20 protein-coding genes are annotated in these 22,549 nt (G+C 74.7%); 5 read left to right on the top strand and 15 right to left on the bottom strand.

Going from position 1 to position 22,549, the window contains the following annotated elements; genetic code table 11:
* Positions 1–123: 123 nt before the first annotated feature.
* From OG753_RS33105 to OG753_RS33090, 4 genes are all read right to left on the bottom strand, one after another.
* Positions 124–564 carry an SRPBCC family protein gene (locus OG753_RS33105; protein ID WP_327265257.1) on the bottom strand — a complete coding sequence of 147 codons (441 nt, stop codon included), beginning with the start codon at positions 562–564 and terminating at the stop codon, positions 124–126.
* Positions 565–605: 41 nt separating this feature from the next.
* The gene (locus OG753_RS33100) at positions 606–2,000 is read right to left on the bottom strand and encodes an amino acid permease (protein WP_405791191.1); all 1,395 of its coding nucleotides are present in this window, start codon (positions 1,998–2,000) and stop codon (positions 606–608) included.
* Between the two features lie 75 nt (positions 2,001–2,075).
* Positions 2,076–4,316, bottom strand: coding sequence for a phage holin family protein (locus tag OG753_RS33095; protein WP_405791190.1), 2,241 nt, complete (start codon positions 4,314–4,316; stop codon positions 2,076–2,078).
* Positions 4,317–4,454: 138 nt separating this feature from the next.
* Positions 4,455–4,859, bottom strand: a complete 405-nt coding sequence (locus OG753_RS33090) for a hypothetical protein (RefSeq protein WP_327265254.1) — start codon at positions 4,857–4,859, stop codon at positions 4,455–4,457.
* Between the two features lie 163 nt (positions 4,860–5,022).
* Between OG753_RS33090 and OG753_RS33085 the strand changes: the two genes are divergently transcribed.
* Positions 5,023–5,799 (top strand): MBL fold metallo-hydrolase, encoded by a 777-nt coding sequence (locus OG753_RS33085; protein ID WP_327265253.1) that lies wholly within the window; start codon positions 5,023–5,025, stop codon positions 5,797–5,799.
* The gene (locus tag OG753_RS33080) at positions 5,796–6,422 is read left to right on the top strand and encodes a DedA family protein (RefSeq protein ID WP_405791189.1); all 627 of its coding nucleotides are present in this window, start codon (positions 5,796–5,798) and stop codon (positions 6,420–6,422) included. The genes OG753_RS33085 and OG753_RS33080 overlap by 4 nt, the downstream gene beginning before the upstream one ends.
* Before the next feature lie 20 nt (positions 6,423–6,442).
* Here the strand turns inward: OG753_RS33080 and OG753_RS33075 are convergent, their stop codons facing one another.
* Together OG753_RS33075 and OG753_RS33070 are read right to left on the bottom strand one after the other, a co-directional pair.
* The gene (locus OG753_RS33075; RefSeq protein WP_405792900.1) at positions 6,443–7,405 is read right to left on the bottom strand and encodes a hypothetical protein; all 963 of its coding nucleotides are present in this window, start codon (positions 7,403–7,405) and stop codon (positions 6,443–6,445) included.
* Between the two features lie 159 nt (positions 7,406–7,564).
* The gene (locus OG753_RS33070) at positions 7,565–8,908 is read right to left on the bottom strand and encodes a serine hydrolase domain-containing protein (protein WP_405791188.1); all 1,344 of its coding nucleotides are present in this window, start codon (positions 8,906–8,908) and stop codon (positions 7,565–7,567) included.
* A 332-nt stretch (positions 8,909–9,240) separates the two neighbouring features.
* Between OG753_RS33070 and OG753_RS33065 the strand changes: the two genes are divergently transcribed.
* Complete coding sequence (locus OG753_RS33065) at positions 9,241–9,702, top strand: MarR family winged helix-turn-helix transcriptional regulator (protein WP_405791187.1); 462 nt, start codon at positions 9,241–9,243, stop codon at positions 9,700–9,702.
* A 73-nt stretch (positions 9,703–9,775) separates the two neighbouring features.
* Here the strand turns inward: OG753_RS33065 and OG753_RS33060 are convergent, their stop codons facing one another.
* Together OG753_RS33060 and OG753_RS33055 are read right to left on the bottom strand one after the other, a co-directional pair.
* Positions 9,776–10,993 (bottom strand): aminotransferase class I/II-fold pyridoxal phosphate-dependent enzyme, encoded by a 1,218-nt coding sequence (locus OG753_RS33060; RefSeq protein ID WP_405792898.1) that lies wholly within the window; start codon positions 10,991–10,993, stop codon positions 9,776–9,778.
* 133 nt (positions 10,994–11,126) lie between these two features.
* The gene (locus OG753_RS33055; protein ID WP_327265248.1) at positions 11,127–11,699 is read right to left on the bottom strand and encodes a TIGR03086 family metal-binding protein; all 573 of its coding nucleotides are present in this window, start codon (positions 11,697–11,699) and stop codon (positions 11,127–11,129) included.
* Positions 11,700–11,898: 199 nt separating this feature from the next.
* Here OG753_RS33055 and OG753_RS33050 point away from each other — a divergent pair, with 199 nt between their 5' ends.
* Entirely contained in the window at positions 11,899–12,720 is an 822-nt protein-coding gene (locus tag OG753_RS33050) for a methyltransferase domain-containing protein (protein WP_327265247.1), read from the top strand.
* A 60-nt stretch (positions 12,721–12,780) separates the two neighbouring features.
* Here OG753_RS33050 and OG753_RS33045 read toward each other — a convergent pair whose 3' ends face one another.
* Positions 12,781–14,763, bottom strand: a complete 1,983-nt coding sequence (locus tag OG753_RS33045; protein WP_405791186.1) for a DUF5107 domain-containing protein — start codon at positions 14,761–14,763, stop codon at positions 12,781–12,783.
* 107 nt (positions 14,764–14,870) lie between these two features.
* The gene (locus OG753_RS33040) at positions 14,871–15,770 is read right to left on the bottom strand and encodes an arginase family protein (protein ID WP_327265245.1); all 900 of its coding nucleotides are present in this window, start codon (positions 15,768–15,770) and stop codon (positions 14,871–14,873) included.
* Between the two features lie 143 nt (positions 15,771–15,913).
* Between OG753_RS33040 and OG753_RS33035 the strand changes: the two genes are divergently transcribed.
* Positions 15,914–16,693: a hypothetical protein gene (locus tag OG753_RS33035; protein ID WP_405792896.1), complete on the top strand. Its 780-nt coding sequence runs from the start codon at positions 15,914–15,916 to the stop codon at positions 16,691–16,693.
* 17 nt (positions 16,694–16,710) lie between these two features.
* Here OG753_RS33035 and OG753_RS33030 read toward each other — a convergent pair whose 3' ends face one another.
* The 5 genes from OG753_RS33030 to OG753_RS33010 form a co-directional block, all read right to left on the bottom strand.
* Entirely contained in the window at positions 16,711–18,735 is a 2,025-nt protein-coding gene (locus OG753_RS33030; RefSeq protein WP_405791185.1) for a prolyl oligopeptidase family serine peptidase, read from the bottom strand.
* 13 nt (positions 18,736–18,748) lie between these two features.
* A complete protein-coding gene (locus OG753_RS33025; RefSeq protein ID WP_327265243.1) occupies positions 18,749–20,119 on the bottom strand; it encodes a M20/M25/M40 family metallo-hydrolase in 1,371 nt (456 codons plus the stop codon).
* Between the two features lies 1 nt (position 20,120).
* Positions 20,121–20,954 carry a M55 family metallopeptidase gene (locus OG753_RS33020; protein WP_327265242.1) on the bottom strand — a complete coding sequence of 278 codons (834 nt, stop codon included), beginning with the start codon at positions 20,952–20,954 and terminating at the stop codon, positions 20,121–20,123.
* 170 nt (positions 20,955–21,124) lie between these two features.
* The gene (locus OG753_RS33015; RefSeq protein ID WP_327265241.1) at positions 21,125–21,568 is read right to left on the bottom strand and encodes an SRPBCC family protein; all 444 of its coding nucleotides are present in this window, start codon (positions 21,566–21,568) and stop codon (positions 21,125–21,127) included.
* A 75-nt stretch (positions 21,569–21,643) separates the two neighbouring features.
* Positions 21,644–22,456 carry a hypothetical protein gene (locus OG753_RS33010; RefSeq protein ID WP_405791184.1) on the bottom strand — a complete coding sequence of 271 codons (813 nt, stop codon included), beginning with the start codon at positions 22,454–22,456 and terminating at the stop codon, positions 21,644–21,646.
* Positions 22,457–22,549 lie beyond the last annotated feature (93 nt).

Here is a 22,549-nt window from a genome sequence, read left to right as displayed (position 1 = left end):
TGTGACGGTGTGTGGTGCGGCCAGTGTTGCCGCACCGCACGCTCCGGGGCATCCGGTTTTCGCTGCGGCGGATCCGGCCCGGCGGCCGCGGCCGCCGTCCGCCGTCCGCCGTCCGCCGGCGGGTCAGGTCTCCAGCAGGTGCTTGAGCTTCTCCTCGCCGCGGGGCATCTCCTTGCGGATCATGGGCCTGACCACGAGGGGGACGAGGGCCCGGCCCAGGCCGTGGCCCTCGAGGTCGACGTCCAGGGTGACGCGGGAGCGGGTGCCGCCGTCGAGGGGTTCGATGGTGCCGCGCACATCCGTCCGTACCGGCCCGTCGATACCGTGCACGTGCCAGCTCCTCGGCGGGTCGAGCTCCACGAACTCCATGGTCGTGGGGACCCTCCGGCGGCCGATCTGCCGGGTGACGAGGACCCTCGATCCGACGTGGACGGGGAGATCGCCGATCGGGACGGCGGACACGGCGCTGTCCTGCCATTCCGGCAAATGCGTGGGGTCCGTCAGGTACGAGTAGACGTCCTCGGGCCTGCGGTCGATGTCGATGCTCTTCCTCATCGCGGACATGGCTGCACCTCGGCGCCCCCTGACGGTCCCCTTCCTCCAAGCTACCCCTGGGGTGATACGGCGGCGCGGTGCTTCCTCGCCGACATGGCGGCGTGGACGAGGACGCCCGCGAAGAGGAACAGCACGCCCTGGTAGACGGCCGCGTAGCCGGAACCGGCGACGAGCCACATCGAGAAGCCGAAGGCGAGGGCGGCGAGGGCGCCGTCGCGGGCCAGGCGGCCGGGGTGCACCCGTTCGCGCTGCCCGGAGAGCAGGAAGTAGATCTGCGCGGCGGTCGAGAGGAGGTAGGGGACGGTCGCCGTGAAGGTCGTGATCAGGACCAGGCTCTCGAAGACGCCCTGGGATCCGGCCGTGTAGTTGTAGACGGTGAGGGCGGAGGCGAGCGCGACGGTCACGATCACACCGACGACGGGGACGCCGCGCCTCTTCGCCTCGAAGGCCTTCGGGAAGAGCCCGTCCCTGGCGGCGGCGTACGGGGTCTGCGCGCTGAGCAGGGTCCAGCCGTTGAGGGCGCCGAGCATCGAGATCACCGCGGCGCAGGCGACCACGGTGCCGCCCCAGGTGCCGCCGAACATGGCGTTGACGGCATCGGTGAAGGGGGCGGTGGAGGAGACCAGCCGGTCGTGGGCGACCAGGCCGAAGACGGCGACGGTGCCGAGCAGGTAGACGGTGGCGGCGCCCACGGTGCCCAGGATCGTGGCCCGGCCGACGTTGCGGGCCGGGTCGCGGACCTCGCCGGCGCTGACGGTGGCGGACTCCACGCCGAGGTAGCTGAACAGCAGGATCGCCGCGGAGGCGGAGACGGCGCCGGCCGCGCTCTGGTCGGTGGCCCTGAAGGGGCCGAGGTTGGCCGGGTCGAAGAAGAACAGCCCGCCGACGGCCACCAGCAGCAGCGGGGCGAACTTCAGCACGGTGGCGACGACTTGTACCGCGCCGACGTAGCGGGTGCCCGCCAGGTTGGCGAGGGCCGGGAGCCACTGGACGGCGAGCGCGGCCAGGCACATGGACCACTTGTGCGCGCCGACTCCGGGGAAGAGCACGCAGAGGTAGCCGACGGCCGCGACGGCAAGGGCGGCGTTCGAGACCCAGGCGGTGATCCAGTAGCTCCATGCCGCGAGGAATCCGGCGAAGTCGCCGAAGGCGGCGCGGGCGTAGACGTACGGGCCGCCGGTCTGCGGGTGGCGCTCGGCGAGCCGGCCGAAGACCAGGGCGAGGGCGATCGCGCCGATGGTGAGGACGCCGAAGGCGACGAGGCTGATGGTGCCGAACGGGGCCACCGAGGCCGGGAGCAGGAAGATCCCGCCTCCGATGATGTTGCCCATGACCAGGCAGGTCGCGACGGGCAGGCCGAAGCGGCGTGCGTGCGGGTCGCGGCCCTGCTCGGGGGGTGCGGCGGCATCTGCGGCCTCGGCGGGCAGGGTTGCGGTGCTGGTCATCGGTGGTGCGCCTCTGGGTGTCTCACATGCTGGGCAGGTCAGGACATGGTTGACCACCGTGCATGCGGCACCAAATCAGCGGATTTCGTCCCGTGCGGGCACCCCTACGGAAGGAAGGCTTCCGCTGTTTCCGTCCGTCGGCGGGGGTTCCTCCACCGGGGCTGCGGGCCGGTCCGCAGGCCGGCCCGCGGGCGGATCCGCCCGGTCCGCCGCCGAGCCGCCGACCGGCGGAGCCAGTGGGACCTGCGGCCCGTCCGCCTCCCGCAGCCAGCGCCGCAGCACGGCGTGCACCGCTTCCGCGCCGACCAGTTCCCGCTCCGCTGCCGCGGTCGGCTCCCGCTCAGGGTCCGGGTCCGGGTCCGGGTCCGGGTCCGGGTCCGGGTCCGGGTCCGACAGGTCCGTGGGCCACATCAGGAACGGATGCCCCTGCTCCCCGCCCAGCCCGCCGTGCGAGCCGATCTGCTCCTCGAAGGCGTGCACCGCGCCCGTCCGCGGGTCGTACGCCGAGTTCACCATGATGTCGGCGACGTGCGGGAAGCCGTCGGTCCGGCGCACGGCCCCCGCCGCGCCCGGGCCGAAGGCGGCCAGCAACTCCTCCGCCTCCCCCGGGACGTCCAGCCGGGCCACCCTGCCGTCCCGGGCCAGCACCACCCCGTCCACCAGCAGGAATCCCACGCCCGGATGGTTCGCCAGGGTCGCCAGCAGGGCCGGGTGCGCGCGGTCGATGCGGGCCCGCGAGGCCCGGCCGCGGATGTCCGGGAACGAGATCAGGGCGAGGTTGCCGGAGGCCAGCACCACGGGGTCGGAGCCCGGCCCCGTGTGCGCCTCCTCGTCCTCCTCCACCGGCCGGTGGAGCGCCGCGAGCACGGCGGCCCGGGCCTCGGCCCCGCTGCGGGTGCGACCGGCCCGCCGGGAGACCGGCAGCCCGCAGCCCGCCCTGACCAGGTCCTTCAGGGTCAGCCCGTACCGGGAGAGGAAGGTCTCCCCCGGGCTCTGGCCGTGATCGGAGAGCAGCACGATCCGGTACCGGCGCGGGGCGTGCTCGGCGACACGGGCGATCAGCGCCAGGCTCCGGTCCAGCCGCTGCAGCACCCGGTCGGTGTCCCGCCCGCGCGGTCCCGAGTGGTGCGCGACCTCGTCGTAGGCCACCAGGTCGGCATAGACCGCGGAGCGCCCGGCGAGCATGTCACCGATCACGGCCGCGACGACCACATCGCGCTCGACCACCGTCGCGAAGGCCCGGATCACGGGGTACAGACCGCCGCGCGACACCCTCGGCCGGTCCCCGCGGACCCGCGCCCGCACCGACTGGCCCATCTCCCGGACCACCTCGGCCACGAAGGAGACGGCCGTGCGGACGGCATTGGCCGGATCGGAGAAGTACGCGAAGTAGCCCGCCCGGGACCGGTTGGCCCGCCCCCGCCGGGCCGAGACGGACAGCACCAGCGCCAGCTGGTCCGCACCGCCGCTGAACAGGTTGCCCCGGCTCGCCCCGTCGAGCGTGAGCAGCCCGCCGTCCCCGGTCCGCTCGACGGCCCGCCGCTGGAGCTCGGCGGCGCTCGTCGGCCGGTTGCAGACCATCACCTCGCGGGTGTCCTTCTCGTACCAGCGGAAGGCCGGCACGTCGAAGTTGGAGCCGTGCAGGATGCCCAGCTGGCTGGCACCGGTCTGGCTCGACCAGTCCGTACGCCAGGACGCCACGCGGTGGCTGCGGTCCAGCAGGCCGGCCACGGTGGGCATCAGCCCACTGCTGCACGCGCGGCGCAGCTCCTCGTACCCCACCCCGTCCAGCTGGAGCAGGAGCAGGCCGGGCGGGGGCTCGCCGGCCCGGGCCGGGTCCGCCCTGCCCTGCCTGCGGCGGCGCCGGTCGGCGAGCCGGTAGAGCCGGCGCCGGTACGCCTCGTCGTCGCGCACGGCGAGCGCGGTGGAGGTCGCCGACGCCACCGCGGACATCACGGCGGCGACGACCACCGCGGTCTCGGGGGCCACCTCGCTGCGCCCGGCGGGGATCAGGCCGAGCGCGATCAGCAGGAGCGAGCCGTTGAGGAAGAAGACGAGCAGCCCGAGCACCAGGGCGGGCACCAGCAGCAGCGCCCGTACGAGCACCGGCCAGACCAGCGCGCTCAGCAGGCCGAAGGCCCCGGCGGCCCAGGCCGCGGTCAGCCCGATCTGCGTGACGCTGTCACCGTCGGCGGACTGCAGGCGGAAGTCCGGCAGGATCCCGGCCAGGGCGAGCATGGTGAGGGTGGACGCCGCCCAGACGAGGAGGACGCGCACCAGTGCGCTGCCGGCCGTCCGCCACCGTCCTCGCCGCACGCCGCACCTCCCGCGAGCCCCGTCCCGGCTTCCAGGCTCGCACAGGCCGGCGTACGCGGTCGGGCGGAACGGACGGCGCACAGAAGTGCGGAGCGGGCGGCCGCACCGGACGCGGGGGCCGGACCGGGTGAGGCCGGGTCAGGTGCCGTCGTAGCCGGCGGTCGGCATGGAGAGCCGGCGGTGGACCTCCGCCTTCATCGCCGAGGTGTACCGGGGCTCCTCGCCCCCCGCGGTCTCCAGCCGTACGCCGCGCCGCTCGCACTCGGCGGTGAACTCCTCGACGGAGCGCAGCGCGCGGGCCAGGACCCGAGGGTTGGCGGCGACGAAGAGGTCGACCTGTCCGGTGTCGATGTCGGACCAGAGCCCGCAGTGGTCGGCGCGCAGCCCGTAGATCAGAAACTGCCTGGTCACGACGTAGCCGCGGTCGGCGGCCCAGCGCGCGCACATGGCGTGCTGGCTGCGGGTGTCCACGGCGAAGGGATCGGCGTCGAGGTCCTCGAGCGGGGCCAGGCTGGCGATCGCGGCCACGCGCAACTCTTCCATGCCGCCGGACCCTACTCCGATCCGCCGCCGGAGAGGAGGGGACTGCGGGATCCGGTTCCGGACGGTCGCGCCGGGCAGGATCCAGGGGGTGTGCTGCTGATCCGGCCCGATCGACAGGACACCCCCTAGGCTCGTGAAAGAGCGGTGAGGGAGGGAGGTCCGGGTGCCGGTGGAGATCACCTGGTGGGGTCATGCCACGTGCACCGTCGAGGACTCCGGGGTCCGGCTGCTGACGGACCCGCTGTTCGCGCGGCGGCTCGCGCACCTGCGGCGGCGGCGCGGGGCGGTGCCCCCGCCAGAGGCGGCGGTGGCGGACGTGGCGCTGGTCTCTCACCTGCACGCCGACCATCTGCATCTGCCGTCGCTGGCGCGGCTCGCGCCCGGCACCCGGCTGCTGGTGCCGCGCGGGGCGCGCCGGGCGGTGCCGGGGCTGGCGCGGGTCGCCGGGCTGCGCGGGCTGACGGTGACGGAGGTGGTACCGGGCGAGGAGGTCGCCGTACGGGACGGCCTGCGGGTCCGGGCGGTCACCGCGCGGCACGACGGGCGGCGGCTGCCGTTCGGGCCGCACCTGTGCCCGGCGCTCGGGTACGTGGTGCAGGGCGCGGCGCGGACCTACTTCGCCGGGGACACCGGCCTGTTCGACGCGATGGCCGACGAGGTCGGGCCGGTGGACGTCGCCCTGCTGCCGGTGGGCGGCTGGGGGCCGTATCTGGGCCCGGGCCACCTGGACGCGGGACGGGCGGCGCAGGCGCTGGCCCGGCTGGCGCCCGCGGCGGCCGTTCCGGTGCACTACGGGACCTACTGGCCGGTCGGGATGGACGCGGTGCGGCCGCACGAATTCCACGCACCGGGCGAGGAGTTCGAACGGCGCGCGCGGACCCTGGCGCCGAAGGTGACCGTACGGGTGCCGCGGCACGGCGAGCGGGTGCGGCTGCCGTGACGTGGCACGAGCTCGCGGCGGCGGCCGGCCAGGTGCCGCCGGAGAGCACCCAGCAGGCGGTGGGCTACCCGGCGCTGTTCCTGCTCGTGGCACTGGGCGCGCTGGTGCCCGTGATCCCGACGGGTGCGCTGGTGAGTTCGGCGGCGGTGGTGGCCTTCCACCACCAGTCGCCGCCCTACGGGGTGTTGCTGGTGTTCGCGGTGTCGGCGCTGGCGGCCTTCACCGGGGACATGACGCTGTACTGGCTCGGGCAGCGCGGGGTGCGGTCACGGGGCGGCTCGCGCTGGCTGGAGACGCTGCGCGGCCGGGCCACGCCGGAACGGCTGGAGCAGGCGCGGACCAGGCTGGACGAGCACGGGGTGCTGGTCCTGGTCCTCTCGCGGCTGGTTCCGGCGGGCCGGATCCCCGTGATGCTGGCCTGCCTGCTGGCGCAGATGCCGCTGCGCCGGTTCGCCCGCGGCGACGCCCCGGCGTGCCTGGCCTGGGCGGCGACGTACGGCTTGATCGGCATCCTGGGCGGCACGCTGTTCCCGGAGCCCTGGAAGGGCGTGGCGCTGGCGGTCGGCCTGGCCCTCGCGGTCAGCGCGGGCCCCTCGCTGTGGCGGCGGCTGCGGCGGCACTGAGCGACGCGACGACCGCGCCCTCAGCGGTCGTGGCCGTGGCCGTGTCCGGGCCGGGCGGCGACCGGCGGGAACGCGAGCCCCGTCGGCGTGTTGAGGCCGGTGAAGGCGAGCGTGACCTGTCCCTCGCCCGTCTCCCGCACGCGCACCACCCGGTTGTTGAAGCCGTCGGCCACGTAGAGGCTGCCCGAGCCGTCGAGCGCGAGCCCCAGCGGAGCGTTCAGGCCGGTGGTGGGCACGGTGGTCTGCGGACCGGTGCCCGCGGCCACCTTCACCACGCGGTTGTTGCCGCTGTCGGCGATGAAGAGGTCACCGGCGGCGTTCACGGCCAGGCCGGTCGGCTGCGAGAGCCCGCTGGTGGGCACGGTGGTCTGGCCGCTGCCGTCCACGGCCACCTTGACGACGCGGTCGTTCACGAAGTCGGAGACGTACAGGTCCCCGCCGGGCGCCCGGGCCAGTCCCCAGGGGTGCAGCAGCCCGGCGGTGGGCACGGTGGTCTGTCCCCCGCCGGCGGCGGCCACCCGCACGATCCGGTCGTTGAAGCTGTCGGCGATGTAGAGGTTCCCGGCCGCGTCGACGGCGAGCCCCAGCGGGCGCGACAGGTCGGCCGCGGGAACGACGGACTGTTCCCCGCCGTTCGGGGGCAGGACCACCACCCGGTTGTTGCCGGTGTCGGACACGTAGAGCCGGCCCGCGGCGTCCCAGGCCATGCCGGTCGGCCGGACCAGGCCGTCGAGGGGGACGGTGCTCTGCTCACCGCCGTCCAGGGGCAGGGACACCACCCGGTTGTTGCCGTAGTCGGACACGTACAGCGGCGGGCCGGCGGGCGATCGTAGGTCACCGGGCTGCGCGGCGCCGGCCGCCCCCACGGGGAGCGCGCAGAGCACCAGCAGCCCCACCGCGGCGGCCAGCCGCCGGGTCCACCGCCGGGCGGCCGGGCGGCCGGCGCCGGCCGGGGTATGGGTCGTTCGAGCTTCGGCCGTCATGCGTTCCACGACTCACCCACCTGATCTGACGGCCGGCCCGGTGCCGAACCCCCGACGACCCTAGGAAGCGCCGACCGCGGGCGCGGGAGCCACGCCCCGGACGGCGTGCCGGCCACTCCAATGCCCCCGCGGGAGACACGGGCGCCGGTTGCGTGGGATTCAGGCGGTGGGGAGGTCGAGGCCGGTGTAGATCTGGTTGAGGAGGGTGGGCAGCAGGGCCTGGGCCGTGGTCCGGCCGTCGGGCGACAGGGTCAGGTTCGTCCAGACGACGAGCGTGACGTCGTTGTCCGGGTCGTGGCCGATGAAGGAGTTGAAGCCGGGCAGTTCACCGCCGTGGTAATACATGGCCGCCTTCGGGCCGAACGCCTGACGGGAGATGCCGTAGCCGTACTTCTGACCGTCGGGCGCGTCCGGGTTCTCGGCCTGCGGGCTGTCGAGCCACTGCCGCTGGGTCGCGGGGGCCAGGACCTTGCCCGTCACCAGCGAGCGGATCCAGGTGGCCAGGTCCTGTGCGGTGGAGACGGCCCCTCCGGCGGCGGTGGCGTAGGAGGGGTTCTGGTGGGTGTAGTCGTTGGGTGCGAGCTTCCCCGACTCCGCCGCCTCGCGCAGGGCGGCCGGGTAGGGCTCGTCGACCAGGGCGTAGGCCGTGCCGCCGTACATGTAGCCGTGGGCGTAGGGCTCAGCGAGGGACCGGTCGTGGAGGCCGGGCAGTGACGTACCGGTGAGCCCGAGCGGGGTGTACAGGCGATCGCGGAGCTGCTGGGCGAGGGGGCGGCCGCCGGCCTTCTCGGCGACGAGGCCGAGCAGGGCGTAATTGGTGTTGGAGTACTCGTAGTCCGTGTCGGGCGCGAAATTGGGCGGCCGCCGGAAGGCGATGGCCAGGACGTCCTGGGGGGTGTAGGCCTTCCCCGGGTCGGCGTCCAGCGCTGCGGCGAGTTCGGGGGCGTTGGTGTAGTTGTAGAGCCCGCTGCGCATCTTGAGCAGGTCGGCGACGGTGATGTCCGCGCCGTTCGGCACGCCGGTGACGTACTCGGAGACCGGATCGCTCAGCCGGAGCCTGCCGTCCTGGGCGAGGAGCATGATCAGCGCCGAGGTCATGGTCTTGGTGTTGGAGGCGATCCGGAAGTGGTCCCGTGCGTCCGGCGGCGTCGCCGCGCCCCGCTCGGTGGTGCCGACGGCGGCCCGGTAGGTGCCCTGCGGGGTACGCAGCAGCACCATCGCGCCGGGCACCATGAGCTTCTTCGCCACGCGTTCGACGGAGGCCTGGAGGGCGGCCGGATCGATGGGCTTCAGCGCCGAGGGGTCGGGGGCCCGGGTGCTCGCCGGTGCGGAGGGCGTGGCCGGGGGATCGGGGGGAGCTGCGGCGCCCGCCCCGGCGGGGAGGGTGCCGCCGGCGATGAGGAGGGCCACGCAGGGTGCCATCAGGGCCGTACGACGGCGGGTGGGGTGGCGCGGGCGGGACGTGCCGCTCGGGGCACCGTGAACCACTCGGGTGGTCTTCATGCACGCATCACGACCGTCGCGCTCGGCCCCCGACGTGGGTGGAACCCACCAATTTTAGCGCTTCGGCCTCGGCCCGTACGAGCAGGACGGCGCGCAGGGGGGGCAGCGGGGGCGACCCGGGGAGCGGGCAAGGGGCGATATCGAGCCAGGTCGGAGCGGGCCGCAACCGGGGTGGAACCGCCCCGGAAGCGGCGCCGGAGCGGCGCGTGACCGGGACGGGATCAGGCCGGAACCGGTACGGATCGCGGCGCGGACTGGACCTCAACTGCGCTTGAGTTCATAGGGTCTTGCCCAGAGCACGCCACGCACCGCCAACGGGGAGCTGACGCACCATGGAGTACTCGCACGACGACGCCGAACTGATCCGCCAGCCCATCGGCTACTGGAGCTGGGCCGCCTACGACGCGGTCGTCAACCGCACCCGGGGCGCGCTCGCAGAGCTCGGCACCACCCAGCCGCAGTGGTGGATCCTCGCCCGGGTCGCGCTGGCCGGCGACGAGGTCCGGACCCGGGACGAGGTGACCGGGACCCTGCGCGGCTACCTCGCGGTGGGCGATCAGGCACTGTCCGAGGAGCTGGACACGGTCATCGTCCGGGGCTGGATCACCCAGGACGCCGAGGGGCGCCTGGAGATGACAGCCGAGGGCCGGGAGTTCTTCGACAGGGCGGCGACCCTGCAGAAGCACCTGTGGGACGAGCGGCACGCGGGCATCTCCGACGAGGAGTACCTGGCCACCCTCAAGGTGCTCCAGCGGTTCATCCACAACGTGGGCGGCCAGGCCTGGCACCACTGAGCCGGGCGTAGGCGGGGGGGCCGGCGTCCGTCCGGTCCCTCGTCGCGAAGGCTCCGTTCACCGGATCGGGTGGTCAGGCCAGCCCGGCCAGGACCGATCCGAGGAGTTCCAGGGAGTCGCGTACGTGCGGGAGCGCGAGCGGATCGCGGGCGGTGAGCGCGGCCAGCCGCTCCTGCGGGGTGGCGCCCAGCAGCGGCCCGGTGGACAACCGCACCCGCAGCGCGCCCAGTTCGTCGGCGAACCGCTGCCCTCCGGGCGTCGCCGCGCCGAGCCGGCCGCCGAGCCAGTCCTCCAGTTCCATGGCGTCGCCCACCCCGTGCCGGGCGAGTCCGGCGCGCAGCGGCGTGAGGTCGGCGTACAGGTGGCGGCCGGCCTGCGGGGGGCGGGCCAGGGCCCCGGCCGCGAGCAGCCTCCGGTGCGCCTCGGTGGCCACCACGCCGTGCAGGGCCGCGGCGGCGTACGCGCGTCCCGCGACGGCGTCGGGTTCGTCGAGGGCGTGCGCGGCGGCTCCCGCGACGGGTCCGGTGACCATCGCCCCGGTGGCGGTGAGGACGTCCAGGGTGCGGGCGCGCAGCCAGGTCCCGCGCGGGGTGTCGGGGAACCGGGCGACGGCGGCGGGCCAGCCCGCGGGCAGCAGGGCGCCGGACAGGTCGACGAGGACCGCCGCCCGGTCGGGGAGCATTTCGGCGGGGCTCAGGACCAGGGTGTCGTGGGGGCGGTGGACGGTGTCGCGCCAGCTCTCGTCGCTGACGACGAACAGTCCGGCGGATTCGGCGGCCTCGCAGGCCTCGTGGAGCATCTCGGGCGGCGGCACGGTCGCGGTGGGGTCGTCGGCGACCGACAGCAGCAGCACCCGGGGGTCGCCGCCCTCGGCGCGCACCCGCCGCACGGTCTCCAGCAGGGCGTAGGGGTCCGGTACTCCGCCGCACTCGGCCGGGGTCGGCACGTGGTAGGCCCGCCGTCCCAGCAGTCGGACCTGCGGGGTCCACCAGGCGGGACAGGGCCGGGGCAGCATCACGTCTCCCCCGTACGCCCCGAGCAGGGCCAGGAGCAGCGCGGGGGCTCCGGGACCGGCGGCCACGTTCTCCGGGGCGGTGGGGAGCCCGCGCCGCCCCCAGTGGCGGCAGGCGGCCTCCCGTACGGCTTCGCCGCCGCCCGGGGGTTCGGGAGCGGCGCGTCCGGCGGCCGCGGCGAGGACGGAGACCAGTTCGGGGAGCACGGGCAGGCCCGGCTGGGGGGCGGGCGGGCCGTACCGGACCGGGCCGCGGCCCTCCGCCGCCGTGCGCTGCATCCCCGCCACCGCTTCCCGCCTTCCGCGCTCGCCCTGCCACGCCTGCCGGGCCCCGCGACACCCCGCCAGGTCCGACCTTTATACGATTATTTGATGCAGTATGCCTGTTGTGCGGGACGCCCGCCCCGGCGCGTCAGCCCTTCCGCCCCACCATCGCGAGCAGCCGGGTCTGCGCGTCCGCGCCCGCCGGGACCTCCACCGGCTCGGCGTACGCGCCACTGGCCGCGAGCCCGTCGGCGTACGGCATGATCTCCTTGATCGAGAACTCGACCAGGCCGTCCGGCAGCCGGTCGTCCGCGCCGATGCCCCGGGCGAGGTCCCAGGTGTGGACGATGCAGTCGGCGGTCAGCTCAGCGCAGTACGCCGACCCGAGCGCGGGCCCGTACGAGAGGCGCACGGTCCGGTCCATCGCGCCCGACGCGGCGAAGGCGGCGTGCGCGGCGGCCGAGGCCCGGTCCCAGGCCGCGACCGGGTCGTCGCCCAGCACGTCGCCGGAGAAGCTGCCCTCCAGCTCCTCGACGGTGCGGCCCTCGGTGATCAGCGGCGGGATCCAGAGCTGCTCCGCGGCGACGTGGTTGACCAGCTCCCGTACGTTCCAGTCCGTGCACGGGGTCGGCCCGCCCCACTGGTCGCCGGTCACCTCGCGCACCCGCTCACCGAAGAGCCTCAGCGCCTCGGCGTGCCGTTCGAGCAGCGCGTCCGTCATGACCCTCACCGCCGTCCGCCCTGGAGATGTGCCCCTGCAGCCAACTCTCCTCGCACCCGCATGGCCCTGCCACCGCCCTACCCAACCTCCTTGGCACACATGGATGGTGTCCACATTTCAAAACGGCTGTCTCGGATGACGAACTGATCACCTACGGTGGGACCAGCGCTTCGACGACGAGACGAAGAGGGGTCCGGCCATGAACGCCGCCAAGGAGAACGCCGTCTACACGCACGGCCACCACGAGTCGGTCCTGCGCTCGCACCGCTGGCGCACCGCCGAGAACTCCGCCGCGTACCTGATCGGCGAGCTGCGCCCCGGCATGCGGGTGCTGGACGTCGGCTGCGGCCCGGGGACGATCACCGCGGACCTGGCCGAACTGGTCGCCCCGGGCGGCCGGGTCACCGCCGTGGACGCCGCCGGGGACGTCCTGGAGCAGGCTCGCGCGTACGCCGGGGAGCGCGGCCTGGGCGCCACGGTGACCTTCGCGACCGCCGACGTCCACGCGCTGGACTTCCCGGACGACTCCTTCGACGTGGTCCACGCCCACCAGGTGCTGCAGCACGTCGGCGACCCGGTGCAGGCGCTGCGCGAGATGCGGCGGGTGTGCCGGCCGGGCGGGATCGTGGCCGCGCGCGACGCCGACTACGCGGCGATGACCTGGTACCCGGCCTCCCCGGGCCTGGACGACTGGCTGGGCCTGTACCGGCGGGTGGCCCGCGCCAACGGCGGCGAACCGGACGCGGGCCGCCACCTGCGTGCCTGGGCCCGGCGGGCCGGCTTCACGGACGTGACCTCGTCGGCGACGGCCTGGTGCTTCGCCACCCCGGCGGACACCGACTGGTGGTCGTCGCTGTGGGCGGACCGTACGCAGTCCTCGGCGTACGCGTCCGTCGCCACCGGCGGCGGCCACACCACGGCCGAGGACCTGGCGGCCGTCGCCGACGCCTGGCACACGTGGGGCAAGGACCCGGACGCCTGGTTCTCGGTCCTGAACGCCGAGATCCTGTGCCGGGCCTGACCCAAAGGTCCCGCCGTCCCGCCGTCCCTCCGTCCCTCCGTCCGGGCGGCGGGACACGGCTCAGGTGTGTGTTCGGGGGCCCGGCGGCCGCATCCGGAAGTCGTAGCGCGCGGGCAGCGGGCAGTCCGTGAGGGCGGACCAGGCCTCGGCGAGGGTCTCCTCGCCCTCCCGCAGGTCCGGGAGTTCGAAGCCGTCCTCGAAGACCCGGCGGGCCGCCCGCACATGGCCCTCCGCCGCGAGCAGCCGGGCCGCGAGCAGCCGGAAGCGGCCCCGCTCGCGCAGGGCGGGCCGGAGCCGGTCCCAGACGGCGCGGGCCTCGGGCAGCCGGCCCGCCGCGAGGAGGGCGGCCATCGCCTCCTGGCCGAGCGCCGACTCCGCGGCCGTCCACGGCTCGTCCCCGCGGCTCTCCACGACCAGGTCCTCGAAGGCCGCCGCGAATCCGTCGGCCGCCCGCGGCAGGTCCCCGGCCAGGGCGTCCGCCGCCGCCAGGCACCTCAGCAGCGGCCACCGCGAGGGGGCCAGCGCCAGCCCGCGCTCCCAGCTGCGTACCGCCTGGGCCACGTCACCGGCGTGCCACTGGGCCACGCCCAAGTGGTACTCCGTCAGCGGATCCGCCGGCGCCGTCTCCAGCATGTCCCGCCAGTGCGCGGCGACCAGGCTCGGCCCCGGCGGGACCACCCGCCGGGGAGCCGGCAGCACCCCGGTGCGCCACAGTGCGAGCCAGGGCTCCTGCTCCTCGCCGAGCGTGGCCTCACCGAAGGGGGTGCCCGGCAGCTCGATGCCCCCGCGCAGCACCTCCAGGGCCCCCCAGCCCGAGCCCTGCGCCAGCCGCTCCCCCGGTTCGGCGTCGGCGCAGCCGCGCCACGCCTCGTAGGCCGCGTCCACCCGCTTCCGGGGCAGTACGGCGTCCAGGGCGCCCTCGGCCGCGCCGCGGGCCGCGGCCCAGTCCGCGCCGTGCACCTGCGCCGGATCGGCCGACAACGGCCCGTACGCCTCCAGCCAGCTGAACTCCGCGCCGCCCTCCAGCCGTACGTGCTCCAGCTGGGTCCGGGCCAGCCCGGCCTGGATCTCCGCGTAGCCGCCGGTGCCGGGCTCGGTGAGCCACTCCTGCCAGCGCCGGCCGCCTCGGCCCGCGCCCCACACGAACAGCTTGCGCCCGCGCAGCAGCGCGGTGGAGGTCTGCACGAGCCCGTGCCCGGTCGCGTCGAGCGAGGCGATCCAGGGCCGGGCGCCGCCCTCCACTTCGTAGAAGAAGTCGGCCGGGTACTCGCCGCGCAGCGGGTACGTACGGTCCGCACCCTCCCACTCCGGTACGGGGATGCGGCGCAGGGTGCGCTCGTACCCGAAGTGCCAGGCCTCGTCGGCGGGAGCGAGCACACGGGTGCCCGCGTCCTCCGGGACGGCGATGTTGGACCACCAGTAGACGGGGGCGGGGCGCTCGTGCGGGTTGCGGACGCGGACGCCGACGTAGAGGAACTCCGAATCCTCCGGCAGCCACAGGTCCACCTGGAAGGGCAGGTCGCGCAGGCGCTCCCACTCCCACAGCCGGACCATCACGCCCCCGTCGGGGGCCGGGACGAACGCGGCGTGCAGCGGGGCGCAGGAGAGGGTGGTGTGTCCGGTCGCGCCGGTGTTCCACTCGATGCCGCCGGAGTACCAGGCGCCGTTGAGTGCGAAGTTGGCGGGCTGGAACACCGGGTTGCGGTAGAGGAGTTCCCGCCCGGTCGGCAGGTGCACGAGCGAGTGCACGCGCCCGCCGAGGCCCGGAAGCACGGTGACCCGCAGGTGCTCGTTCTCGATGACGACCGACTCGAACTCCTGCTCCGTGCGCTCCCGTCCGTACCCGTCGCGGATCCTTACGGGCAGCAGCGAGCGCAGCGGCTCGTACCCGATCTGCCGCACCATGTCGCGCGGCATCCCCTCGCGGGCGCGCTCGTCCAGTACGTGCAGGTCGTCGGGCGCGCGGAGGGCGGGCAGTGGGTTGTCCGCGCCCAACGGGGCTGCGGGGAGGGTCAGTACGGCGCGGCGGACGGTGGTGGCCATGAGGGAAATGGAACACGCCACGGCGGCCGGTGCACAGGGGTTCAGCGGAGGACCACCGGTCAGGATTACGCAAAGGCCGCCCGGGGCGCCCGGGCGCCCCGGGACACCTAGGCGAAGGCTCCCGCGACGAGGTCGGCCAGGAGGGCGCCCGCGCGTCCGTCCGGGTCCAGGTCCGGGTCATAGATGGTGACGTTGAGCCCGGCGCAGCGCGGGGAGCCCACCAACACGGCGAGCAGTTCGGCCAGTTCGTCGGGGACCAGGCCGCCGGGGTCGGGGCTGTCCACGGCCGGCATGACGGCCGGGTCCAGCACGTCGGCGTCCAGGTGCACCCAGAACCCGGCGGTGTCCGGCGGGTGCAGGCCGTCCAGCGCCGCCCGCGCCACCGGACCGGCGCCGCGGCGGCGGATCTCGCCGACGGTGGCCGCGGAGATCCCGGCCGCACGGAGCTCGGTGAGGTCCGGGTCGCCGTCCCGCAGCCCGAAGAGCCGCACGTCCTCGTCCCGCAGGTACGGCGAGCGGCCTTCCAGGTCACAGAGGTCGGCCTGGCCGCGGCCGGTGGAGAGGGCGAGCTCCTCGCCGCCGGCCGCGCCGACCGGCCCGTTCACGGCCGTGTTGCCGGGGTGGCGGAAGTCGGCGGAGCCGTCGATCGCGGCCAGTCCGTAGCGCCCGAGGCGGCGCATCGCGAGTGCGGCGCCGAGCTGGATGGAGCAGTCACCGCCGAGCACGACGGGGAACTCCCCCGCCCGCAGGTGCCGTTCGATCCGGTCGGCGAGGGTGACGGTGTACGCGGCCAGGGCCTCGGCGTGGAACACGCCGTCGCCCTCCCGCCAGTCGCCGCGGTCGTACCGCGGCGGTACCACCACCCCGCCCTCACGGGCGCCGAGCCGGGCCAGCAGGCCCTGCTCGCGCAGCGCCCCGGCGAGCTTGTAGACGCCCGGTACGACGCCGGGTGCGGGCGGACGCAGGCCGAGGTTGGAGGGAGCGTCGAGGAGCACGAGGGTTCGCATCCCCTCATCCTGGGCGATGCGGCCCCTCCGGGCCCGTCATTTCCACGGCGACGGCCCAGCGCCCGCGCCCGTGGGCGCGCAGGGGGCGTGCTACCGGTCCTGCACGCCACCGCGAGGCGTGTGACACGATCACCGGCGTGATCATGGACGACGCGAGAAGGACGCTGCTCCTGCGGGCCGCGCTGAACAACGCCGAGTGGTGCGACGCGGTCTGCCGTGCGCACGGTCTCGCCCCGCAGTACGACGAGCACCTGTGGGTCAGCCCGGAGCGGACTCCGCCGATGTATCCCGACGCGGTGACCCTGGAGCCGTCCGCATCGGCGAAGAGCGTGCTGCTGCGGATGGACACCGACTCCCCCGGCTGCTCGGTGAAGGACAGCTTCGCCGGCCTCGACCTGGCCGGGGACGGCTTCGAGGTGCTGATCGCGGCGCAGTGGATCCACCGTCCGGCCGGGGCGCGGCTCCCGGAGGCGGGGCCGTCCGGTCCGGAGTGGTCCGAGGTCTCGGGCGCCGGGGAACTGGCCGCCTGGGAGGCCGCCTTCGACGGCGACGAGAGCGACGAGGCCGACGAGCACGGCAGGGCCGGCAGGCTGTTCCCTCCGTCCCTGCTCGGCAAGGACGTCGTCTTCCTGGCCGGCCGCGCCGGGGGGCGGATCGTCGCCGGGGCCGTCGCGAGCACCGGCGGGGGCGTGGCCGGCGTCTCCAACCTGTTCGCCCGGGACGAGAGCGCGGCCGGTACGGACGCCGCCTGGGCGGGGGTCCTCGCCGCGGTGTCCGCCCGGTGGCCGGACCTGGACGTGGTCGGCTACGAGCACGGGGAGGACCTGGAGGCGGCGCTCCGGGCCGGTTTCACCGCGATCGGCCCGCTGCAGGTGTGGCTGCGCACGAGCGACCGCACCCACCACCTCCGCGCCCGGGCCTGATCGGCAGCACTCCCCCGTCAGACCTCCAGTGCCAGCTCCAGCCGCGGGACATCGGTGCGTTCGATGCCGAAGACCTGTCCGTACAGCGACAGTTCGGCCTCCAGCGCACGGATCATGGTGTCGGCCCGCCGGAAGCCGTGGCCCTCGCCCTCGAAGGTCACGTACGCGTGCGGCACCGGCCGGCCCCGCAGGGCGTCCAGCAGCCGCTCCGCCTGGGCCGGCGGGCAGACCGGGTCCTCCAGTCCCTGGAGGAGGACGAACGGGGCGGTGATCCCGTCGGCCCGGGCCACCGGCGAGCGCTCGCGGTTCACCACGGCGAGGGTCTGCGGCGGCCCGGCCAGGCCGTCGATGTAGCGGGATTCGAGGTCGTGGGTCTCCTCGGCGAAGCCGAGCAGGTCCAGCACCGGATAGATGATCGCGGCGCAGGCGTACAGGTCGGTGGCGGCCAGCGAGGCCGCCGCCGTCCAGCCGCCCGCGCTGCCGCCGCGGATGGCGAGCCGGGCGGGGTCGGCGGTGCCCTCGGCGGCCAGCGCACGCGCCACCGCAGCGCAGTCCTCCACGTCCACCACGCCCCACTGCTCGCGCAGCCGCTCCCGGTAGGCCCGGCCGTAGCCGGTGGACCCGCCGTAGTTCACCTCGACCACGCCGATGCCGCGCGACGTGAAGTACGCGATGTGCAGGTCGAGTACGGGCGGCACGTGGTCGGTGGGGCCGCCGTGCGCCCAGACCACGTAGGGGGGCAGTTCGTCGGCGGCGGCCCTGCAGGCCGGGTGGTGCGGCGGGTAGACGTGCGCGTGGATCTGCCGGTTGTCGGGGCCGAGGAAGGTGCGGCTCTGCGGCTCCGGGTAGTAGGCGGGGTCCACCGGGTCCGGGCGCTGCGCGCCGACCGCCCGGGCGTGCCCGGTGGCGGTGTCCAGCTCGACCACCTCGTAGGCGCTGCGCGGGCTGGCGGCGACCCCGTAGACGCGGGTGCCGTGCACGGCGAGGGTCGGCTGCCAGGCGGTCCACGGTCCGGCGGCGTCCACCAGGTCGCCGCTTTCCGGGTCGAGGATGCCCAGCACCGGGGAGCCCTGCCCGTGCAGGACGGCGACGAGGCCGGCCCCCGATCCCGCGGTGTGCGGTGTGTCCCCCGGGAGCGGCGCGAGCCAGCGCAGCCCCGGCTTCCACAGCGGGCCGCCGAACTCCTCCTCCCTCGGGCAGAGGTTGATCGCCCAGCCGGTCCGCGGGTCCACGCTGTACGGGTTCCACCAGCCGCCGCGGTCGCTGACCGCGAGGAGGGTCCCCTCGGCCGTCCACTCGACCTGGGCGACGGCCTCGTCGGGGCCGCCGAGCACGGTCCGGGGGTCGGCCAGGTGTCCATCCTCGGTGACCTCGGCGACCCTCAGCTCGGTACCGTCCCAGGGCATGCGGGGGTGGTCCCACGCCAGCCAGGCGGCGCGCCGCCCGTCCGGGGAGAGCCGTGGCCCGGTGGTGAACCGGTACCGGTCGTCCGTCAGCTCCCTCACGGCGGCCCGGTTCCCGGCCGCCGAGCCGTCCAGCGGTACGGCGGCCGCCACCCGGCGCACATCGGTCGGCGCGGGCCCGGTGAACTCCTCCAGCACGCACCAGACCTCGTCGCCGCGCAGCACCGGGTCGGCCCAGCGCAGGCCGCCGCCGGTCCGGGAGAGCGGGGTCAGGGGCCGCGGCCCGGGGCTGCCGGGCGCGTCGGGCTCGTACGCGTACAGCCGCTGGTCGGCGAAGTGGACGAAGACCAGCAGGGGTCCGTCGGCGGGCCGCTGCGCCCCGGCCCAGGGCAGGCCGCCGTATTCGGTGACGCGGCTGCGCACGTTCCACGGGGCGGGCAGTTCGGTGATCTCGGGCCCGCCGTCGACGAGGCGGCGGCGCACCAGGGTGCGGCGGCCCTCCTCCTGGGGCCGCGGCTCGGTCCACCACACCTCGGGGCCGACCGTGCCGAGGTATTCGGGCCGCCCGTCGAGCGAGGCGGCGAGGGCCGCGTCGATGGGTGAGGGCCAGCTTCCGTAGGGCCGGGTCGTCGTGGTCATCACCGGGCCCCGCTCACAGGGTCCGCAGCGCGCGGTCGAGGACGCGGACGCCGAAGTGCAGGGCGTCGACGGGTACCCGCTCGTCCACGCCGTGGAAGAGGGCCCAGTAGTCGAAGCCGGGCGGCAGCTTCAGCGGCGAGAAGCCGTAGCCGGTGATGCCGAGGCGGGAGAACTGCTTGGCGTCGGTGCCGCCCGCCATGCAGAAGGGGACCACGTGCCCGGCCGGGTCGAAACGCTCGACCGATTCGCGCAGGATCCCGTACGTCCGCCCGTTCACGGGGGCCTGTAGGGCGACCTCCCGGTGGTGGAACTCCCAGCGCACGTCGGGGCCGGTGAGGGCGTCGAGGGTGGCGGCGAACTCGGCCTCGCCGCCGGGGACGGTCCGGCCGTCGACGTAGGCGGTGGCGTGCTCAGGGATCACGTTGAGCTTGTAACCGGCTCTGAGCATGGTCGGGTTGGCGCTGTTGCGGACGGTCGCCCGGACCAGGGCGGCGGCCGGACCGAGCCGGTCGAGGAGCTCGTCGAGGTCGGCGTCCGGCCGGTCCGGGTCCACCGACAGGCCCTGCAGGACGGCGAGTTCGGTGATGCATGCGGTGACGGTGTCGGTGAGCCGGACCGGCCATTCGTACTCGCCGATCCGTGCGACGGCGGCGGCGAGCCGGCTGACGGCATTGGCCCGGTTGGGCTTGGAGCCGTGCCCGGCGGTGCCGTGCGCGGTCAGCTTCAGCCAGGCGGTGCCGCGCTCCCCGGCCGCGATCGGGTAGAGGGAGCGGCCGCCGGGGCCGGTGTGCACGGTGAAGGCGCCCGACTCGCTGATGCCCTCGGTGCAGCCTTCGAAGAGGTGCGGGTGGTGGTCGGCGAGGAAGCCGGAGCCGTCGACCGCGCTGTCCTCCTCGTCGGCGGTGTAGGCGATCACGATGTCCCGGCGCGGCTTGACTCCCGCGCGCGCCCAGGCCCGTACGACGGCCAGCACCATCGCGTCCATGTTCTTCATGTCGACGGCGCCGCGCCCCCAGACCACGCCGTCCCGCACCTCGCCGGAGAAGGGGTCCACGCTCCAGTCGGCGGCCTCGGCCGGGACCACGTCGAGGTGCCCGTGGACGAGGAGGGCCTCGGCGGACGGGTCCGTGCCCTCGATCCGGGCGACCACGTTGGTGCGGCCCGGGGTGCGCTCCAGCAGGACCGGCTCCAGGCCGGCGGCGGCGAGCCGTTCGGCGACGTATTCGGCGGCGGGGCGCTCGCGGCAGTCGCCGCCGCCCCGGTTGGTGGTGTCGATCCTGATGAGGCCGGAGGTGAACTCGACGGCCTCGTCGAGGGCCAGCGCGTCCACCGCGTCCGCGGTGTCGACGGCGCCGGCGGGGGCCTCGGTGTTGATTGCGCACATGTCAGCCATACTGCTCCTCCACGGCCGCCGAGACGACCGTCGTGACCGCTTTGAAGGCGCGGATCGCCTCGTACATCGTTTCGCCGGCGTAGGCGACCCTGCGCTCGCCGCTCCGCTCCACGCCCGGGACGACCGTCGCGGACATGGCCAGGTGCGCGGCGTCGAACTCCAGCTCCACGGTGAAGGGGCCGCCGCGGACCGGTTCGTGGCGCACGGCGAGGGCGGTGGCCTCCTTGGCGGCGGCCCGGATGTCGGCGGCGGTGCGGGCCGGGGTCCGGCACACGGCGGCGTAGCGCGAGATGTGGTCCTTGACGGCGACGGTGGCCGCTCCGGGGGCGTATCCGGCGGCGTCGACGCAGGTGAGGTCGTCGCCGGTGACCAGGATGACGGGGACCCCGTACTCGGCGACGACGTGGGCGTTCAGCAGCCCCTCGCTGGCGCGCACCCCGTTGACCCAGACTCCGGTGATGGAGTTGGCGAGGTAGGTGTGGGCGAGGACCCCTTCGGAGCCGGCGCCGGTGTGGTAGCCGACGAAGGCGATGCCGTCGACGTCGCCGTGCTGGACGCCCTCGACCATGGAGAGCGTCTTGTGGCGGCCGGTGATCATCTCGGCGCGGGCGTCGAGCTTCTCCAGGAGCAGGTTGCGCATGGTCCAGTGCGCCTCGTTGATGACGACCCGGTCGGCTCCGCCGTCGTAGAAGCCGAGTACGGCGGCGTTCACGTCCGAGGTGAACATCGCGCGGCAGCGCTCCCACTGCGGGGTTCCGGGCAGCACGTCCGCGGGCCAGGTGACGCCGGTGGCGCCTTCCATGTCGGCGGAGATGAGGATCTTCATCGGGCCCCCGGGCGGTCGGTTGCGCTCAGGGTGCCCACCCTAGCCGCCGAGGTGCCCCGCGGCCGGGGGCTCGCGCTCCGGCGCGGCGCGCGGCCCGCGGGGGCGGGCGGTCTCCCGGTTCACCCGATCCGGTGAGGCCGCTGCCCCGGCCCCACCGTCAACGCCGTTGCTCAGCGCTCCACTTCGGTGGCCAGGTTCTCGAGCAGGGTGTCGTAGATCCGGCCGAGGCCCTTGGGCGCGAAGGTGCGCTCGAAGAAGCCGCCGATGCCGCCGGCGCCGTTCCACACGGTGCTGACCACGGCCCTGGACTTGCCCTCGCCCGCGGGGGTGACGGTCCAGGTGGTGACCATGGAGGAGTTGCGGTCCTTCTCCACCAGCTGGCCGTCGGTGGGCTCGGTGACCTCGAGCAGGCAGTCGCGCACGCGCTTGCTGGTGGCCTGGAGCTTCCAGTGCACCAGGGTGCCCTCGCCGTCGCCGCCCTCGCGCACCTCGTACTCGCTGAAGTGCTCGGGCAGCACCTTCCCGCGGGTCCCGGTGTAGTCCGCCAGCGCGTCGAACACGGTCTCCGCGTCGGCCGCGATGATCCGCTCCGTGGTGGCCTCGACCTGCGCCATAGCTGTTCCTCCAGCAGTTGTGATCGCTCGTCACGGCGAAGCCAACCACCTCCGGGCCGGGCGCCCAAATCCGGGTCAGACGTGGCAGCGGAGCTTGACCAGGAGCGTGTCCCCGGGCAGCTCCTCCAAGTACCTGGCCGTGGCGGTCTGCCGGGGCCCGGGCAGGGGCGGGCGATGGACGCAGACGTCCGGGCCGTCGCAGGCGCCGTGGACGGCGGGGTCGTCCTCGCCGTACCACCAGCCGTCGAGGGTGAGCACGTGCCGGTGCGAAGGGGTCCCGGCGCTCTCCGCGGCGGCGAACTCCTCCCGGCCGGTCCGGCCGACGGTCTCGGCGGCGGCTCCTCCCTGGAGGAACCCGCCGAGGTCGTACCCGCGGCGGGCCTCCAGCAGGGCGGCCACACCCTCCCGGTAGGCGGCGACCAGCGGCTGGGCGTCGAACGCCGCCCTCGCCTCCTCGTCGGCCAGGTGCCCGGCCCCGCACTCCTGCGAAGTACGCCACGGCGTGCCCGCCACCACGCGGCGCGGCTCGGCCGGCGGGTGGCTCCGGGACAGCTCCCGCCACAGGTCCCATGCGGCCCGGGCGGTGTCCCGCGCCTCGGCCCGGATCCCGGCGAAGGCCATCGCCTCACGGGGCCCGCCCGCGCACCATCCGGGCACGCCCTCATCGCTGCGGTCGCGCACGATCCGCGGGTCGTCCTCGTACCCCGGCGACAGCTGGAGTCCGTCGCGGTGGGTGCCGTTGCCGCAGATGCCCCACCCATCCCAGATGTCCAAGTCCTCGCCCCGGGTGAAGTCGATCTCGAAGGGGGCCATCGCCTCGGCGAGAGCCTCGTCGAGCCTGGTCCGGGCGTCGCCGGGGAGGCACACCACGATCCGCATTCCAGCCATGGCCGGAAGATCGCACACCCGCTCAGATGCGATCAAAGGGATTTCGACCCGCACGATCATGGGAACGTTTGTTCTATTCTCGGCGCCAGAGCT

The sequence above is a fragment of the Streptomyces sp. NBC_00029 genome (genome assembly GCF_045160505.1).
GTDB lineage: Bacteria > Actinomycetota > Actinomycetes > Streptomycetales > Streptomycetaceae > Streptomyces.
Note: the sequence above shows the minus strand (reverse complement) of the source record. Positions and strands in the feature narration are given on the sequence as shown.

Coding starts and splice junctions, on each gene's coding strand:
- OG753_RS33030 (WP_405791185.1), bottom strand. CDS start 18,735: ATGACCACGACGACCCGGCCCTACGGAAGCTGGCCCTCACCCATCGAC.
- OG753_RS33015 (WP_327265241.1), bottom strand. CDS start 21,568: ATGGCGCAGGTCGAGGCCACCACGGAGCGGATCATCGCGGCCGACGCG.
- OG753_RS33100 (WP_405791191.1), bottom strand. CDS start 2,000: ATGACCAGCACCGCAACCCTGCCCGCCGAGGCCGCAGATGCCGCCGCA.
- OG753_RS33050 (WP_327265247.1), top strand. CDS start 11,899: ATGAACGCCGCCAAGGAGAACGCCGTCTACACGCACGGCCACCACGAG.
- OG753_RS33025 (WP_327265243.1), bottom strand. CDS start 20,119: ATGTGCGCAATCAACACCGAGGCCCCCGCCGGCGCCGTCGACACCGCG.
- OG753_RS33055 (WP_327265248.1), bottom strand. CDS start 11,699: ATGACGGACGCGCTGCTCGAACGGCACGCCGAGGCGCTGAGGCTCTTC.
- OG753_RS33060 (WP_405792898.1), bottom strand. CDS start 10,993: ATGCAGCGCACGGCGGCGGAGGGCCGCGGCCCGGTCCGGTACGGCCCG.
- OG753_RS33035 (WP_405792896.1), top strand. CDS start 15,914: ATGGACGACGCGAGAAGGACGCTGCTCCTGCGGGCCGCGCTGAACAAC.
- OG753_RS33070 (WP_405791188.1), bottom strand. CDS start 8,908: ATGAAGACCACCCGAGTGGTTCACGGTGCCCCGAGCGGCACGTCCCGC.
- OG753_RS33040 (WP_327265245.1), bottom strand. CDS start 15,770: ATGCGAACCCTCGTGCTCCTCGACGCTCCCTCCAACCTCGGCCTGCGT.
- OG753_RS33020 (WP_327265242.1), bottom strand. CDS start 20,954: ATGAAGATCCTCATCTCCGCCGACATGGAAGGCGCCACCGGCGTCACC.
- OG753_RS33105 (WP_327265257.1), bottom strand. CDS start 564: ATGTCCGCGATGAGGAAGAGCATCGACATCGACCGCAGGCCCGAGGAC.
- OG753_RS33010 (WP_405791184.1), bottom strand. CDS start 22,456: ATGGCTGGAATGCGGATCGTGGTGTGCCTCCCCGGCGACGCCCGGACC.
- OG753_RS33075 (WP_405792900.1), bottom strand. CDS start 7,405: ATGACGGCCGAAGCTCGAACGACCCATACCCCGGCCGGCGCCGGCCGC.
- OG753_RS33090 (WP_327265254.1), bottom strand. CDS start 4,859: ATGGAAGAGTTGCGCGTGGCCGCGATCGCCAGCCTGGCCCCGCTCGAG.
- OG753_RS33065 (WP_405791187.1), top strand. CDS start 9,241: ATGGAGTACTCGCACGACGACGCCGAACTGATCCGCCAGCCCATCGGC.
- OG753_RS33045 (WP_405791186.1), bottom strand. CDS start 14,763: ATGGCCACCACCGTCCGCCGCGCCGTACTGACCCTCCCCGCAGCCCCG.